14 protein-coding genes are annotated in these 16,118 nt (G+C 51.7%); 10 read left to right on the top strand and 4 right to left on the bottom strand.

Translation table 11 applies throughout. The annotated features are described in order from the left end of the window. Positions 1-5: 5 nt before the first annotated feature. Positions 6-1,085 (bottom strand): redox-regulated ATPase YchF, encoded by a 1,080-nt coding sequence (gene ychF / locus DI579_RS00535; protein WP_290595524.1) that lies wholly within the window; start codon positions 1,083-1,085, stop codon positions 6-8. Between the two features lie 56 nt (positions 1,086-1,141). On the opposite strand from ychF, the gene DI579_RS00530 reads away from it, so the two are divergent. The 6 genes from DI579_RS00530 (at position 1,142) to DI579_RS00505 (ending at position 8,837) form a co-directional block, all read left to right on the top strand. Beyond that, on the top strand, positions 1,142-2,764 hold the full coding sequence (locus tag DI579_RS00530) for a sodium-dependent transporter (protein WP_290595525.1): 1,623 nt from the start codon (positions 1,142-1,144) through the stop codon (positions 2,762-2,764). Positions 2,765-2,927: 163 nt separating this feature from the next. Then, the gene (locus DI579_RS00525) at positions 2,928-4,580 is read left to right on the top strand and encodes a sodium-dependent transporter (RefSeq protein ID WP_303678535.1); all 1,653 of its coding nucleotides are present in this window, start codon (positions 2,928-2,930) and stop codon (positions 4,578-4,580) included. Next, positions 4,577-4,696, top strand: a complete 120-nt coding sequence (locus DI579_RS00520) for a methionine/alanine import family NSS transporter small subunit (RefSeq protein ID WP_290595527.1) — start codon at positions 4,577-4,579, stop codon at positions 4,694-4,696. Before DI579_RS00525 ends, DI579_RS00520 begins: the two co-directional genes overlap by 4 nt. A gap of 109 nt (positions 4,697-4,805) precedes the next feature. Further along, complete coding sequence (locus tag DI579_RS00515) at positions 4,806-6,380, top strand: AI-2E family transporter (RefSeq protein ID WP_290595528.1); 1,575 nt, start codon at positions 4,806-4,808, stop codon at positions 6,378-6,380. 42 nt (positions 6,381-6,422) lie between these two features. Next, complete coding sequence (locus tag DI579_RS00510; RefSeq protein WP_303678533.1) at positions 6,423-7,532, top strand: DNA recombination protein RmuC; 1,110 nt, start codon at positions 6,423-6,425, stop codon at positions 7,530-7,532. A 9-nt stretch (positions 7,533-7,541) separates the two neighbouring features. Then, positions 7,542-8,837: a DUF6542 domain-containing protein gene (locus DI579_RS00505; RefSeq protein WP_303678532.1), complete on the top strand. Its 1,296-nt coding sequence runs from the start codon at positions 7,542-7,544 to the stop codon at positions 8,835-8,837. 3 nt (positions 8,838-8,840) lie between these two features. Here the strand turns inward: DI579_RS00505 and DI579_RS00500 are convergent, their stop codons facing one another. Beyond that, complete coding sequence (locus DI579_RS00500; protein WP_290595531.1) at positions 8,841-9,782, bottom strand: 4-hydroxy-3-methylbut-2-enyl diphosphate reductase; 942 nt, start codon at positions 9,780-9,782, stop codon at positions 8,841-8,843. A 159-nt stretch (positions 9,783-9,941) separates the two neighbouring features. Here DI579_RS00500 and xseA point away from each other — a divergent pair, with 159 nt between their 5' ends. The 3 genes from xseA (at position 9,942) to glpX (ending at position 12,795) form a co-directional block, all read left to right on the top strand. Further along, on the top strand, positions 9,942-11,189 hold the full coding sequence (xseA, locus tag DI579_RS00495) for an exodeoxyribonuclease VII large subunit (RefSeq protein ID WP_303678621.1): 1,248 nt from the start codon (positions 9,942-9,944) through the stop codon (positions 11,187-11,189). 37 nt (positions 11,190-11,226) lie between these two features. Continuing rightward, positions 11,227-11,502 (top strand): exodeoxyribonuclease VII small subunit, encoded by a 276-nt coding sequence (locus tag DI579_RS00490; RefSeq protein ID WP_290595532.1) that lies wholly within the window; start codon positions 11,227-11,229, stop codon positions 11,500-11,502. A 261-nt stretch (positions 11,503-11,763) separates the two neighbouring features. Beyond that, the gene (gene glpX, locus DI579_RS00485; RefSeq protein ID WP_303678531.1) at positions 11,764-12,795 is read left to right on the top strand and encodes a class II fructose-bisphosphatase; all 1,032 of its coding nucleotides are present in this window, start codon (positions 11,764-11,766) and stop codon (positions 12,793-12,795) included. 20 nt (positions 12,796-12,815) lie between these two features. Here the strand turns inward: glpX and DI579_RS00480 are convergent, their stop codons facing one another. Beyond that, complete coding sequence (locus DI579_RS00480; protein WP_290595534.1) at positions 12,816-13,772, bottom strand: LysR family transcriptional regulator substrate-binding protein; 957 nt, start codon at positions 13,770-13,772, stop codon at positions 12,816-12,818. Continuing rightward, complete coding sequence (gene glyA, locus DI579_RS00475) at positions 13,765-15,075, bottom strand: serine hydroxymethyltransferase (RefSeq protein ID WP_290595535.1); 1,311 nt, start codon at positions 15,073-15,075, stop codon at positions 13,765-13,767. The genes DI579_RS00480 and glyA overlap by 8 nt, the downstream gene beginning before the upstream one ends. Positions 15,076-15,175: 100 nt before the next feature. On the opposite strand from glyA, the gene coaA reads away from it, so the two are divergent. Then, a complete protein-coding gene (gene coaA, locus DI579_RS00470) occupies positions 15,176-16,108 on the top strand; it encodes a type I pantothenate kinase (protein ID WP_290595536.1) in 933 nt (310 codons plus the stop codon). Positions 16,109-16,118 lie beyond the last annotated feature (10 nt).

Here is a 16,118-nt window from a genome sequence, read left to right as displayed (position 1 = left end):
AAAAGCTACACGTTGAAGCGGAATTCGACGACGTCGCCTTCTTGCATGACGTAGTCTTTGCCTTCCATGCGGACTTTGCCGGCGGCGCGGCAGTCGTTGATGGAGCCGTGTTCCACGAGGTCGTCGTAGGAGACGATTTCGGCCTTAATGAAGCCTTTTTCGAAGTCACTGTGAATAACGCCAGCGGCTTGGGGTGCGGTATCTCCTTGGTGAATGGTCCAGGCGCGAACTTCTTTTTCGCCGGCGGTGAGGTAGGTTTGCAGCCCCAGGGTGCGGAAGCCGGCGCGCGCTAGCTGTGCGAGGCCGGGTTCGTCTTGTCCGATGGATTCCAGCAGTTCGAGGGCGTCTTCGTCGTCGAGTTCTGCTAGTTCGGATTCCACTTTGGCGTCCAGGAAGATAGCTTCTGCGGGGGCTACTTGGTCGCGGAGTTCCTGTTTGCGGGCTTCGTCGGTGAGGATGGCTTCGTCTGCGTTGAAAACGTAGAGGAAGGGTTTGGTGGTCAGCAGGTGTAGTTCGTAGAGGAGTTCGCCGTCTACTTCGCTTGCGCGGGAGAAGATGGTGTCGCCGTTTTCGAGGATTTCTTGGGCTTTCTTGACCTCCGCTACCTGCTTTTGGAGGGATTTGTCCTGCTTTGCTTGTTTTTCCAGGCGGGGCAGTGCTTTTTCTATTGTTTGCAGGTCGGCGATAATCAGCTCGGTTTCAATAACTTGAATATCGTCGAGTGGGTCGACTTTGCCTGACACGTGTACTACGTCGGGGTCGCCGAAAACGCGCACTACTTGGCAGATGGCGTCGGAGTCGCGGATATTGGCCAGGAATTTATTGCCGAGGCCTTCACCTTCGGAAGCACCCTTCACAATGCCGGCAATGTCCACGAAGGACACTGTGGCGGGCACGATGCGCTTTGCATTAAACATTTCCTGTAGTTTCGGCAGGCGTTTATCGGGCAGTTCTACCACACCCACGTTGGGTTCAATGGTGGCGAAGGGATAGTTCGCAGCTAGTACATCGTTTTTGGTTAGGGCATTAAAAAGGGTGGACTTGCCCACATTGGGCAGACCAACAATTCCAAGTGTAAGGCTCACGGCTCTTTACTCTACTCGCTACCTGCATAATTGCCCTTACCGCTATTGTTACTAGGGTGACTGCAGCAAACACAGACAGTAAAACGCCCGCTGCGCGCGAGACATTCTCCAAGCGTTCAGTGTTTATTATGGCCGCGATCGGCTCTGCCGTGGGCCTTGGCAACATTTGGCGATTCCCCTACGTCGCCTACCAAAACGGCGGTGGTGCTTTCCTTATCCCCTATCTGTGTGCGCTCCTCACAGCCGGCATTCCGCTTCTTATCCTGGAGTATTCCCTGGGGCACCGCTACCGCGGATCCGGCCCCCTCGCCTTCCGCCGCATTAGCCGCTGGGGGGAATTCGCGGGCTGGTTCCAGGTGTTTATCGCTTTCCTTATTGCCCTCTACTACCCCATCATCATTGCCTGGTCCGTGCGCTATATGGGCTACAGTTTCCACCGGGAATGGGGCGACAACCCCACCCGCTTCTTCAATGAGTCTTTTCTCCATAAAGCTGATGGTTTTGGGCTTCACATGGTGCCTAACCTGCTTATTCCACTGCTAGTTGTGTGGGCTGTCATTGTTATTGTGATGGCATTCGGTGTGGAGAACGGCATTGGGCGGCTGAACCGAATCTTCGTCCCTGTTCTCGTTATTCTTTTTGCCTCACTGGTTATTCGTGCACTTTTCCTGCCCGGCGCGGCCCAGGGACTCAATGTTTTCTTCACACCCAAGTGGGGATCGCTCCGTCACCCGTCTGTGTGGATTGCCGCCTATGGGCAGATTTTCTTCTCGCTCAATGTCGGTTTTGCGGTCATGATTACCTACAGTTCCTATTTGAAGAGCAAAACTAACCTGGTGGGGACGGCGCATGTAGTGGCTTTTGCGAATTCTTCCTTTGAGGCATTGGCCGGTATTGGTGTGTTCGCCACGTTGGGTTTCCTGGCGGCCAGCTCCGGCCAGCCAGTTGGGGAAGTTGCAGAGGGCGGCATTGGATTAGCATTTATTGCGTTCCCCACCATTATTTCGCAGATGCCGGGCGGTACTGTTTTCGGGGTTATTTTCTTCGGCTGTCTGTCTATTGCTGGGCTGACCTCGGAAATATCGGTGGTGGAAGTATGTATTTCTGCTATTCGCGATAAGTTCGGCCTGGCCCGCTGGGCGGCGACGACTGCTGTTATCCTGCCGCTCGTTATAGCGTCGGTGTTGTTGTTCCCCACGACTACTGGTGCTAGCACGCTCGATATTTTTGATAAGTTTGTGTGCTCTATCGGTATTGTGAGCGCCGCTATTATTTCTATGTTGACGATCAGCTGGGGGTTACGGCATCTCCCCGTTCTGCAGTTACACCTCAATGCGTTATCGTCTCGCAAGGTAGGTAGGCCGTGGCGTTTCTATGTTTCGGTACTGACTCCGGCGGTGCTGCTCATTATTTTGGGGACAGAAACGCACTCCATCATCACTGAGGGGTATGGAAATTATCCGCAGTGGGCATTACTTGTTTTTGGGTGGCTTCCTATCCTCTGTTTCTTTGTCGTTTCTCTTCTACTGCCGCTTGCTCCTTGGCCTGCTGCTGCGGAAGTGGAGAAGGGTGCTGTGCGGCGGCCGGAGGAAGAACTTCTTGATACTCCTCACAGTAAAAATCCACATAGTGAAAATTATGCTGAGAAAAATACTGTCCGACACGATAATTCGGCATAGGATGGGGAGGTAACTGTCTTTCTCCGCTGGATAGAGAGCTATTCTGCTACACACATCCATACGTATTGTGCTTTCCCGGAGAAACACTTTATTCGCCACCATACGTTTAGAGAGCGCAGGCGTGACGACTCGTAGCCGTTCTCACGACCACGTCAGGATATGAATGAGTAACACTAGTCCAGCCCAACGAGAAACTTTCTCCAAACGCTCAGTCTTTATTCTGGCGGCCATCGGTTCAGCAATTGGCCTTGGTAGTATCTGGCGTTTCCCCTACGTCGCCTACCAAAACGGCGGCGGCGCCTTCCTTATCCCCTTCCTCATAGCGCTCCTTACCGCCGGTATCCCCATGCTGTTCCTGGACTATGCCATGGGACATCGTTTCCGCGGCGGCGCACCACTCACCTTCCGCCGCTTCGCTAAGCACACGGAAACTCTCGGCTGGTTCCAAGTAGCTATCTGTTTCGTTATTGCCTGCTACTATTCCGTCATTATCGCCTGGTCATGCGCCTACATGGTGTACTCGGTTAAAGAGGCATGGGGAAACAACCCAGCCGAGTTCTTTAATAATGATTTTCTGCAGTCACAGAGTTCGCTCAGTGTAGATTTTGTGCCAGCTGTCCTTATCCCCCTCATCATTGTGTGGGTTATTACTATCGGCACGCTAGCTCTTGGTGTACAAAACGGCGTGGGCAATATGTCCAAATTCTTCGTTCCTCTCCTCGCCGCCCTCTTCCTCATCCTGGTAGTACGCTCCCTTTTCCTATCTGGTGCCAGTGACGGCCTGGAAGTATTCTTCCACGCTAACTGGAATTTGCTCTCTGACGGCAAGGTCTGGATTGCGGCCTATAGCCAGATATTCTTCTCACTGTCTGTTGGCTACGGCATCATGATCACCTACAGTTCTTATCTGAAGCGCCGTACCGATCTGGCCGGTTCCAGCCTTGTCGTAGCTTTTGCAACAACCTCTTTCCAGGTGTTGGCCGGTATTTGTGTTTTTGCCGCGCTCGGTTTCCTCGCTCACCAGCAGGGCACCAGCGTGGATAGTGTTGCTGCCAACGGTATTGGCCTAGCGTTTATCGCTTTCCCCTCCGTCATCTCGCAGATGCACGGTGGCCCTATTTTTGGGGTATTGTTCTTCCTCAGTCTTGTTCTTGCTGGTCTTACCTCCTCCATTAGTCTGGTGGAGGTTGTCGCGGCAGCTTTCCAGGATAAGTTCGGATTACGTCGCGTCCCGGCTGTGCTCATTACGGGCATTCCCATGGCCATCATTTCCATCGTGCTCTTCGCAACAACCTCCGGCGTTAATGTTCTTTCGGTTGTCGATAAGTTCATCAATAACGCCATTGCACTCAATGCCCTGGTCACCCTCATTTTGATCTCGTGGGTGTATCGCCGCGTGGAGGAATTGCACAAGCACCTCATTTCCGTGTCGTCTCTGTCGGTGGGGAAATGGTGGAATGCGTGCATCTCCATCATTACGCCCGTCGCACTTGTGTGGATGCTCTTCGTGGAGTTTTCCACCATCATCCGCGATGGGTACGAAGACCACCCCACCTGGTTCCTCGTTGCCTTTGGTTGGGGCAGTATGATCTTCGCTCTAGTCTTCGCCATTATTTTGGCGCTGTGCCCCTGGAGTGACCGAATAGTACATCTAGACGGCCCTGTCTTTACGCCCGAATTAACTACTGAATATCAGCACCCCTACTACCGGGAGTGGCTGGCGAAACATCACCCGGAACAATCAAATGCTGCCCCAACTACTTCAGCTGCTCCGGTAGAGACAATTGCTTCTGAAAGACAGGAGGAAACAGAATGAGTGCAGGATCTATCGTTATGATGGTGTTGTTTCTGGTCATCATTTGGGGTGGACTTATTGCTAGTAGCGTCCATCTTATGAAACACCCAGATACTACCGCCGACAGCGATGAATAAATCACACATACAATAAGGGCAGATTGCTCATACTATCTATATGTCGTACCTGCGTATCGGTAAACGACATCACTAAACGACAGCGGTGTGTGTTGTTGGAGAGAACTACATGTCTAACAAAAACAGCAAACCGGAGCTGATAGGTAAAGACAGCTCTGCTGACACACCTGCGCTCGATAGCGGGAACGACACAAAAAACGCGTCTTCTACCGCTACTACTTCCTCTCGTCACGGAAAGAACGAGAAAAAAGATAAGAAAGACGAGCGTGAACACCCCTCGTCTAGGCGTATGCACTCCACAAGCCGATCTGCTGTTATTGGCCAGGATCTTCGCAAACTGGCTAATTGGTCCCTTCGCTTCATTATTGTTGTCGCCGCCGGCTATATCCTCTACAAACTCTGCCAGTTCATCTGGGTAGGGCTCCTCCCCACTATCCTCGCTATCATTATCTGCTCGGCATTGTGGCCGCCAGTTAAATGGCTCACCAACCATAAAGTACCTAGTTGGATAGCGTCCCTGGGCATGCTCCTTGTTGTTTTAGGAGTTGTCAGCGGTATTCTCTCCGCAATCGCCCCCAGTATCGCCTCCCAAATTAATCCCATCTCCCAAAAAACAGTGCAGGGACTCCGAGATCTACAACATTGGCTCCTCGGCCCTCCTTTCAACGTCAATCAGACACAGCTAAACCGTATTGTGGCATCAATAACGGATAAGATTCAGTCTTCATCCACCCAAATCGCCTCCGCTGCTATTAACGGTGTTTCAACAGCCTCTAACGTGGTGGTGACGCTACTCATCACCTTCATGCTGTGTTTCTTCTTCCTCAAAGACGGCTCAAAGGTTCTCCCGTGGGTAAAACGCGTTGTGGGAATGCCCGCCTACGCACATATTGAAGAACTGACTCTACGCTGCTGGACTACCCTGGGTGGCTTTATCCGTACACAGTGCATTGTGTCTGCGATTGATGCCGTTGGTATTGGCATCGGCATGATCGTTCTTAAAGTTCCGCTTGCGGGGCCACTCGCCATTATCACCTTCATGGGTGGCTTCATCCCTATTGTGGGCGCTTTCGTCTCCGGATTCCTGGCAGTATTGGTTGCTTGGGTAGGAGTATCGTTCAAAGCGGCCATCATCATGCTCATCGTGATTATCGTGGTGCAACAGTTGGAGGGGAATGTTCTCTCCCCCATCCTGCAGTCCAACGCCATGGACCTGCACCCCGTCATCGTGCTGCTTGTTGTTTCCGCCGGCGGCAGCCTCTACGGGATCGTGGGAGCTTTCCTCGCCGTTCCAATTACCGCTGTTATTGCAGTTATCCTCCGCTACATTGTGGAGTCATGGGATGAACGCGCAAAAATTGTTGTGACAAACCAACCCAGTGAACAACCGGAGACGAAACACACAAAAATGCGTCGCTGGTTGCGGCGCCGCTCTAGTTCATTGCGGAATTTCGTCCACGATGAAGATAACGAGCTCTTACATGACACTACATCTACGGAAGAACCTCCTGCACATGTAGACGAAGATGCTGAGTCGACATCATTGTTAACAGCATCATTACCAGATGAGACTAGCGATACTGCAGATAGTGATAATGATGCAGATGTCACCAGTTCTGACAGCACTCCTGGGGATAGATCCGACGATAAACCTGGAGACAGTCCTAGCCGTGAAGAGTCGTAGCAACAGTAAGTTTTGTTACAGTCCTCTGGTAAAAAGACAGGCATGAACGTTCTTGCCATTATCGGTCTTATTGCCGCTGGTTTAGTCCTCGGGTTCATCATTGGCTGGCTGGCACGAGGAAACTCCCGGGCGACTCGCCGAGATATCGCGCAACAAGCCGCATTATCCAGAGAGATGATGCAGCGGCAATCAGATTCCGTGTCCGACATAGTACTGCCTGTTATTTCTCCTCTTGAAAAATCCCTCCAGGGGTTTAGCCTTCACATGGAGCAGTTAGAACAAAACCACTTACGTGAGTTCTCCCAGCTCACTGAATCTGTAGTAGCTATGCAGCGGAGTTCCCGTATTCTCTCGGAAGAAACGGGGCGTCTTTCTTCTGCTTTACGGTCCCCCAATATTCGTGGGCGTTGGGGAGAAATGCAGTTAGAACGGGTAGTTGAACTTTCTGGCATGGCAAAACATTGTGATTTTTCTCCGCAACATCATGTTCATGGCAGTAACGGCGTGCAGCGTCCCGATCTTGTTATCCATTTATCGGGGCAACGCACCATTGTGGTGGACGCTAAAGTTCCCTTTGATTCTTACCTCACCGCTGTAAACGCGGCAGACCGCAGCACACAACAAAAAGCACAACGAGCCTGCGCGAAAGCTGTTCGCACACATGTCGATGCTCTTGCGAAGAAAAGTTATTGGGAGGCGTTTTCCTCCACACCTGAGTTTGTGGTGATGTTCCTCCCCAGTGACCCCTTTCTAGATACAGTGTTGCAGGAGGATCCCTCTATTCTCGATTATGCTTTTTCACAGAATGTTATTCTAAGCACCCCCACAACACTCATTGCCTTACTTAAAACTGTTGCACTGACGTGGCAGCACGACACCATCACACAAGAGGCAAAAGAGATTCAAAAACTTGGTTATGAGCTCTATCAGCGTTTAGGAACTGTCATACAACACTTCACTACCTTGGGAGCACAACTTGAGAAGGCCGTGGACTCCTATAATTCGGCACTCGGATCTGTGGAATCGCGACTTGTTGTTACTGCCCGAAAATTAGAAAACTATGGCATTTCTCCTGCTTCTGTAGTAATAAGTCCCGAAGAAATCGACTCTTCTCCGCGTGCAGTTTCGAACAAGTGGGTGTCTTCCCGGTAAAGTTGACCTGTGCTAGTTAACTACCATGCAGATACATCGACACCGGAGAGGAAACGATCACTCATCCGGTCAATTCGTGGTATTCCATGGTGGGGCGTTCTTATTGCCTATCTTGCTGCACTCGTTTTAGGCATGCTTCTCAGCCTTTTTACTAAAGAGCTGGGGATACCATTCGCAGTAGTGTTCATCCTGTGTTCCACAGCATGTGCAGTTTTCGCCGACTGTGATGCGCTGTTCACTGCGACAGTCATGCCGGTTCTTGGGTATGCCATTGCCTATATTGTCTTTTACTCCATCAGTATGCTGGCTTCTGGAGATAAAGGCGGTAGAGCAGCAATTATAAAGATTGGTTTACCGTTTATAAGCGATGTTCCCATTATGCTGGGAGCCTTATGCGTAGCAGCAGTAATTGTTATTACGCGCATAGTAATTACGGGTATTCAACGAGGATGGGACTCGCTGAAAATCGTTGCTTTTTTCACAAAGAAAAAAGACAAAAAGCACTCTGCCGAAACTACGAAATCTGAATCTGCGAAAAAGAAACACTCCCGCTCTACCAGTTCTTCTTCCTCTTCTTCCTTAGCACAGCCAACAACTGCAGCAGATTCAGTAGCTTCTTCACAAACACCCGCCACAGCTCTCGTTCATGAGCATCGTACGACTACTCCGCGCCCACGTCCTATTGCGCATAACCACGATGTCACACTTCCGAGGATTGCTCATTCCCACGGAAACGATCCGCGCATGCATCACCAGCAACCTCGCACCGAGGCTATTGACCGCACTAGCGATGCTGAAATGCGGCGTCGTGCCATACTCGCTGCTGAAGAGCGCCAACGAAAAGCCGTTATTATTGCTGCTAAACGGCAGGGCATAGATCCGCGTGATCCCCGCGTAAAACGCGAAATTGCGCGTCGTATTGCGGCAGTCCGAAGAAGGGCAGCCAATGATGCCTCCGCCCCCCGTCACCCAGTAGCAGGGATGCCCACTACCGGATCCCCTTATCCACGTAATGGTGCCCCACAGCCTTATCCCTCATCGTCTCCGCGAACGCAGCGACATACCCCGCAGCCTCATAGAGATTCCCGGCGCAATAATCCCCAGCGTAATAACTCTCAGTACAACACTCACCAGTACAGTGATCCTCGCCGGGATCCTTACAGCCGGTCCTCTCATAATCGGCCAGGCCACGACTACCCCACCCGCGAGCATCATTCCACCCGTGAACACCAGATGAAAACCCATCGTCATTACGATGGTCAGTACCCCCAGAATAATGGTGGACGGGGACACACCTCGCGTTAGATATTAATTCTGCGATACTTTTCGAATCTCCGGCGGTAGCTGGAAACTCATATCCTCACGTACTGTTTCTACTTCCTCCACCTGGGTGAATCCGCGTTCCTTTAAGGAACTGACAACCTCTTCAACTAATACTTCGGGGACAGAAGCCCCCGAGGTTACCCCTACTGTTTCTGCTTCTGTTAGCCAGGTATCGTCTATTTCATGGGCGTAGTCCACCAAATAGCAGTGCTTAACACCCGACTGTTCCGCAACTTCCCGTAAACGTACGGAGTTGGAAGAGTTTCGCGAACCCACCACAATAACAACATCGCACTGTTCCGCCATGGCTTTCACCGCTCCTTGACGATTCTGTGTGGCGTAGCAAATATCGTCAGATGGCGGATCTGTTATCTCGGGGAAAAGCTCATGGAGCATCGTCACCGTGTCTTTAGTTTCATCCACGCTAAGAGTGGTTTGGGAAAGCCAGACAAGGCTGCTGGGGTCTTTTACAGTGAGGTTTTTAACGTCTGTAGGACCTTCCACAACATAAGTTTGTGTGGGGGCTTCACCAGCGGTACCTTCTACTTCTTCGTGTCCACGGTGGCCGATAAGGATAATTTCTTTACCGTGTTTGGCGAAGCGTCGTGCTTCACCATGTACTTTCTTTACTAGTGGGCATGTTGCATTAATAGTTGTGAGATTTCGTTCCTGCGCTGCTGCCATTACCGATGGTGCAATTCCGTGGGCTGAAAATACGAGAACAGAGCCCTCCGGTACCTCATCCACTTCATTAACGAAGATGGCTCCGGCTTTAGTGAGAGTATCCACTACGTGTCGATTGTGGACAATTTCTTTACGAACATAGACGGGAGCTCCGTAGTGCTGTAGCGCTAATTCAACTGTGTGGACAGCACGATCAACTCCGGCACAGTAGCCGCGGGGCGAAGCAAGCAGAACCTTACGCATTCTTTTAGCCTACGGGTTTATCCCCTACTTTGACACGTTGCCTCACTACAATCGAGAGAAGACGGTAGTAAAGAAATTTTTTATAGACCATAACGCGCTGTTAGGAGATGGCAGATGAGCCAACAGTCAAGTGCTGTATCGGGAGGAAAACCCCAGGCCATGTCTGCTGATCATCCTTATCCGGTGCGGGAAGTTAGCGCTCTTGTAGCATCGTGGATAAACCGTTTGGGGGAAGCCTGGGTGGAGGGAGAAATCACTCAGCTGAAACTACGGCGGCAATCCTACTATTCCTATTTCTCGCTTCGGGATCTGGCAGAGACAGTGTCTTTGCAGGTAACATGCCCTTCTCGCTTGCTTGCGGAGGGAACTATAACGGAGGGTACCCGTGTTATCGTGCATGGCAATTTTGCCCTCTACAAGGGAAACGGCTCCCTTTCTCTACTGGCGAAGGATATTCGCCAGGCGGGCTTGGGGGAATTGTTGGCGCGATTGGAGCGTCTCCGCCAGCAGCTTGCTGCTGAGGGACTTTTTGATACGGAATTAAAACGTCCGCTTCCCTACTTACCGCGCAACATTGGTCTTATTACAGGGCGTAACTCGGCGGCGGAACGGGATGTTTTGTCAGTGGCGCATAGCCGCTGGCCGGAGGCTCATTTCACAGTTCGCTACGCCACAGTGCAGGGTGCGCGATGTGTTCCGGAAGTTGTGGAGCAACTTCGTCTTTTGGATGCGGACCCCTCCGTTGACGTCATCATTATTGCTCGCGGGGGCGGATCCATGGAGGATCTGCTTCCCTTCTCTGACGAGACACTGGTGCGGGCGGTATCACGTGCTACTACTCCCGTCGTTTCCGCCATTGGGCACGAGCCTGATATCCCACTGTTGGATTATGTAGCTGATCTTCGCGCAGCAACTCCCACGGATGCGGCAAAGAAAGTAGTTCCTGATGTGGTGTCTGAGCGAAGCCATATACGGGATTTGCGGGCACGGAATGCCCAAGCATTACGGCAGTGGGTAAGGCGTGAATCTGCGCTAGTGGAAAGTTTTACATCACGCCCGGTAATGGCTTCGCCGGTAACTCTTATTGAGCAGCGTTTGCAGGAAACTGAGCGCGCACGAGAAGAACTCTACCGGCAGATGACGCTCTTCCTCGCTAATGAAGATAATCGCATCGCTACAGCTACCACGCAGCTCACAGCATTGGGACCAATACATACTCTGGCGCGTGGTTACTCAATTGTGCAGATACAGCATCCCGACGGAACAACAGTAGCACTGAACTCTATTAAGGACGCCTCCCCTGGATCACAATTGCGGGTGCGGGCTACTGATGGGGTAGTTAATGCGGCAGTGTTGGGGACCCAGCCGTGTCCTAGTTCTTCCTCTAGTAAAGCTCAAGTCCGATAAGAACAAGTTAGTAAAAACCAGTTAAAGGAGGCTACTGATGGCACAACAGAATGATGATGTGAAGCCCGTTGCTGAACTTAATTATGAAGAAGCTCGGGATGAGTTAGTAGAAACGGTCCGCTGTTTGGAGCAAGGCGGATTGAGCTTAGACGATTCCCTTGCTTTATGGGAACGCGGTGAAGAACTTGGGCAACGTTGCGAGGAGCTTTTAGCAGGCGCGCATAAACGTATCGAGGAAGCACTTGCTACCCATACGGATACTGAGACCATCGGGGACGCTGAAGACACAGTAGACGGTAGCACCGACAACTGATACTGACTAGTGATAGTGACAGTAGTATCACCATTACCAGAAATCCTGATAAATGAGATTTTTACTGAGTTTTTATTAGTGAATACTCGCTCTTTATCGTTCTACTTTTAAGAATATTCTTTATATTCTCACCCTATTCTCGTTTTTTGCCCGAGCTAGTGAAATAATAGGTGTACACATAATTTCTGCTCGTTTTTCTCCCGGTCACTTTTCCGCAACCTTTCCGTGGAGTGAACATTCGCGAAGAAAGGGAACCTTCTTATGCTTTCCTCGTTCATCTCTGATCCCAACAGCCTTGACCGCAATCTCGGCATGGAACTTGTCCGCGTGACAGAAGCGGCCGCCTTGGCTGGAGGACTATGGGCGGGCCGTGGAGACAAGAATGGTGTTGACGGAGCCGCTGTTCGCGCTATGCGTGACACTCTTGACACCGTCAACCTCAGTGGAACTGTCATTATTGGGGAAGGCGAAAAAGATAAAGCCCCCATGCTGGCCAATGGCGAAAAAGTTGGTAATGGCCAAGGCCCCAAAGTTGATGTTGCCGTAGACCCCATCGACGGCACACGCCAATGCGCTGAAGGACGCCCCAATGCTATTTCTGTCATGGCTATTTCTGCAGCGGGAAGCATGTACGACCCCAGCGCCTTCTACTACATGAAGAAAATAGCTACTGGCCCAGAAGCAGCAGATGTTATTGATGTCGATGCATCCGTAGAGGACAATATTAGAAACGTCGCACAGGCGAAACAGAAGAGTGTCCGCGACATTACTGTGGTTGTTCTCGACCGTCCCCGCCACGATGATCTACAGGCAGCTATTCGCGAAGCTGGGGCAAAGGTCCGCCTTATTGCCGATGGTGACGTTGCTGGCGCTGTAGCTGCCGCTAAACACGGTAACTCAGTAGACCTCATGATGGGGATTGGTGGAACCCCCGAAGGCGTTATCACCGCAGCCGCTATGCGTTGCCTCGGTGGTGCTATTCAAGGCCGACTATGGCCCAAGACTGATGAAGAGATCGCCCGCGCAGCAACCGGCGAATACGACACTGACAAAGTACTCTACACAAACGATCTCTGCTCCAGTAAAGACTGTTTCTTCTGCGCTACGGGAGTAACTAATGGAGACATGGTGGGAGGAGTATCCTTCCGCGCCCACGGAGCCTACACGCGTTCCCTCGTTATGCGCGGTACCTCGGGAACTATCCGTTTTATTGAAGGCTTCCACCGTTTAGAAAAACTCCAAGCTCTCTCCAGTGAATACGCTCGTGGTTTACCCCAGATTGGATCCCTCTAAATAGAGCGCTTTAACGTCCTTTAACGGCGCTTTCCACGTTTTTGAGCTGCCCGTTTGGCCGCATGACGCGCAGCGATACGCTGCTTACGCTGTTCTTGACTTTGTGCTCGGCTAGCTCGAATCTTTTCTTGGCGTGCCCGTTTACGCGCTTGCTTCGTCGATAGCCCCATATCGTCGCATGTATGCGACACCGCTTGTGTAGCGACACTGGATCGAGACGAATGAGCTCGGCGTCCTCTTAGCATTCCGATGAAATCCTGGATGAGCTCTTCCGAGCAGCCATCTGCACATCCGTCCGTACGATCCTTGAGCCACACTGCACACACCCGTGTGGTTGGTTCCATGTCCAGGAGGCGCACTGTTCCTTCCCCCTGCCCCACAACTTTCACCATGGACTCCGGTAGAACAGCGATACCTGCACCGGATTCTGCATAGGTGACAGCAACTTCTGGCTGTCCTACAGGAACGATGAGATCCCCTTTCCCAACACGCTTGTCAGGTAGATCTGCCAGATCCGCCAGCGTCACTTCGGACACTAGCCCGATATCGTGTCGTTTACGGCCCACGACAACCCAGCGTTCTTGGTAGAGCTCTACAACATGGGTTGTTTCTGTGAGGTCGGGGGGAAGAATAACGTCACCGGCACCGTACGACAGTAACGACAGTGAGGACTCTACTGAGCCCGCTGGCACAGTTGACTCTGCTGAGTCTACGGGCTCTGTTGTCTCTGACAGTACCGTCATGCGTGCGAGCACAATGGACCAGCGGCCGGAACGCAGCCCCTCCCATTGCACGCTAGAGTCCATAAAATCCCATGACGTGGAGACATCGGGACGGTTTTCTTGCCAACGACGCTGCCACTTGTCTGGCTGTACACCCAGGACGCAACCAATGCGCAGAAGCGCCGGGGAAAACTCAGTTTCCGACGGCGCCTCTCCGAGAGTCCTGGTAAAGGGGGATGGATCCTCCTTAGTCAAACATCTTCCAATCTTCTAGACCGTCATACAGCGGTACCTGTTCGCACAGTGCGGTGACGCGGGCGCGTAGTGCGGGCACGTCAGCGTCCTTGCCTTGGGCGAGAGCGGTACCGATAATATCGGCAACTTCCTCGAACTCGGCATCATCAAAACCGCGGGTAGCCAGGGCTGGAGTACCGATACGCAGGCCAGAGGTGACCATCGGCGGGCGGGGATCGAACGGAATAGCGTTGCGGTTGACGGTAATACCAGCTTCGTGCAGAAGATCCTCGGCTACCTGGCCATCCATATCGGATTTACGCAGGTCTACCAGTACGAGGTGGACATCCGTACCACCAGTGAGCACGTCCACACCATTGCTGCGGACATCATCAGCCATAAGGCGATCTGCCAAAATCTTTGCGCCGCGTAGTGTCCGCTCCTGCCGCTCTTTGAACTGTTCAGAAGCAGCAATCTTCAAAGCTGCAGCTTTCGCCGCAATCACATGCATGAGCGGCCCACCCTGCTGACCGGGGAATACATTGGAGTTGATCTTCTTGGCGTACTCCTGTTTGGCAAGAATCATGCCGGAACGCGGACCCGCAAGTGTCTTGTGAACAGTCGTGGAAACCACATCTGCATACGGTACGGGAGACGGGTGCAGCCCTGCTGCCACCAAACCTGCAAAGTGGGCCATATCAACCCACAGTTTGGCACCAACCTCATCGGCGATGGAACGGAATGCCGCAAAATCTTCATGGCGAGGATACGCGGACCAACCAGCCACAATAACCTGCGGACGGCATTCGAGTGCCTTCTCACGCACCTTATCCATGTCGATCATCATGGTGTCTTCTTCAACACCGTAGGAGTAAACGTCATACAACTTACCGGAGAAGTTGAGTTTCATACCGTGTGTCAGGTGGCCACCGTGTGCAAGGTCGAGGCCGAGGAGACGCTCACCGGGCTGCAGGAGCGTGGAAAGAACAGCGGCGTTGGCCTGTGCCCCAGAATGTGGCTGCACGTTCGCGAAATCGGCACCGAAAAGAGACTTGGCGCGGCTACGAGCAATGTCTTCAATAATGTCAACGTTTTCACAGCCACCGTAGTAGCGACGGCCCGGGTAGCCTTCCGCATACTTGTTGGTCAGGATGGAACCCTGCAACTGTAGTACAGCACGTGGAACAAAGTTTTCCGAGGCGATCATTTCAAGGGTGTTGCGCTGGCGGGACAATTCGCCCTGTACAGCATCCAATAGTTCTGGATCCAACTCACTGAGAGGAAGGTAACGCAGGTCCTTAGCCGCAAGATTCTGGTCACTCATTCGGTGGTTCACGCTCCAAAAAGGTGGTTCAGGTGCAGTCTGTTCAATGCACATCTCATTTCCCCAGTTTAGTGGGTTACCCCGACTATAGTTAATAGAGATGTTTCAAGATCATGTACCTAGTCCTTTCCACTGCTTCCCTCGTGAAGACTGGCGTAAACTCCGTAAATCATGGCCGATGGTGCTCACTGAAGATGAACTGGAGTCTATTCGTGGCCTAGGTGACCAGATAGATCTAGATGAGATCGCAAAGATTTATCTGCCACTGTCCCGTCTCCTTTATTTCCAGGTTCGCAATAAGAGCCATCTTTATAACACCTCACAGGAGTTTTTCGGCGATATTTACCAGCAGAAAGAATCCCCTTTCGTTATTGCCATTGCCGGTTCTGTCGCTGTTGGTAAGTCCACTACTGCCCGTGTTCTACAGATTCTTCTGTCCCGGTGGGAAACTCATCCGCGTGTCGATCTTGTTACCACTGATGGGTTCCTCTACCCCACTGCAGTTTTGCAACATCGCGGCATCATGGAGAGAAAAGGCTTCCCCGAATCCTACAATCGGCGTGCCCTCCTGGACTTTCTTTCTGCCGTTAAAAATGGGGAGGATGTAGCGTGTGCCCCTGTTTACGATCACGGAATCTATGACATCATTCCGGGGAAAAAGCAGGAAGTTCGCCAGCCCGATATCCTCATTATTGAGGGACTCAATGTTCTCCAGACTGGTCCGTCCATGATGGTGTCGGACTTCTTCGATTTCTCAATCTATGTTGATGCCGATACTGCAGATATTGAAAAATGGTTCCTCAACCGTATTTTCATGTTGCGCGATACGGCTTTCCAGGATCCTACGAGCTACTACAACCGCTTCACGCATATGCCCGATAGTGATCTGTATGACTACGCGCATGGTGTTTGGCTTCATACAAACCAGAAGAATCTAGAAGAAAACATATTGCCCACAAAGCTACGTGCGGACCTCATTCTTCGTAAGGATGTTAACCACAAGATTCAGCAGGTACTTCTGCGCAAGATCTAGCTATTGTTGG

Origin of the sequence: Lawsonella clevelandensis (assembly GCF_003241315.1) — a bacterium.
GTDB classification, from domain to species: Bacteria; Actinomycetota; Actinomycetes; order Mycobacteriales; family Mycobacteriaceae; genus Lawsonella; species Lawsonella clevelandensis_A.
Note: the sequence above shows the minus strand (reverse complement) of the source record. Positions and strands in the feature narration are given on the sequence as shown.

What these genes read in the sequence shown, in the direction of transcription:
- glpX (WP_303678531.1), top strand. Translation starts at nt 11,764, where the DNA reads ATGCTTTCCTCGTTCATCTCTGATCCCAACAGCCTTGACCGCAATCTC.
- DI579_RS00510 (WP_303678533.1), top strand. Translation starts at nt 6,423, where the DNA reads ATGAACGTTCTTGCCATTATCGGTCTTATTGCCGCTGGTTTAGTCCTC.
- DI579_RS00520 (WP_290595527.1), top strand. Translation starts at nt 4,577, where the DNA reads ATGAGTGCAGGATCTATCGTTATGATGGTGTTGTTTCTGGTCATCATT.
- DI579_RS00515 (WP_290595528.1), top strand. Translation starts at nt 4,806, where the DNA reads ATGTCTAACAAAAACAGCAAACCGGAGCTGATAGGTAAAGACAGCTCT.
- DI579_RS00490 (WP_290595532.1), top strand. Translation starts at nt 11,227, where the DNA reads ATGGCACAACAGAATGATGATGTGAAGCCCGTTGCTGAACTTAATTAT.
- glyA (WP_290595535.1), bottom strand. Translation starts at nt 15,075, where the DNA reads ATGAGTGACCAGAATCTTGCGGCTAAGGACCTGCGTTACCTTCCTCTC.
- coaA (WP_290595536.1), top strand. Translation starts at nt 15,176, where the DNA reads ATGTTTCAAGATCATGTACCTAGTCCTTTCCACTGCTTCCCTCGTGAA.
- DI579_RS00525 (WP_303678535.1), top strand. Translation starts at nt 2,928, where the DNA reads ATGAGTAACACTAGTCCAGCCCAACGAGAAACTTTCTCCAAACGCTCA.
- xseA (WP_303678621.1), top strand. Translation starts at nt 9,942, where the DNA reads ATGTCTGCTGATCATCCTTATCCGGTGCGGGAAGTTAGCGCTCTTGTA.
- DI579_RS00500 (WP_290595531.1), bottom strand. Translation starts at nt 9,782, where the DNA reads ATGCGTAAGGTTCTGCTTGCTTCGCCCCGCGGCTACTGTGCCGGAGTT.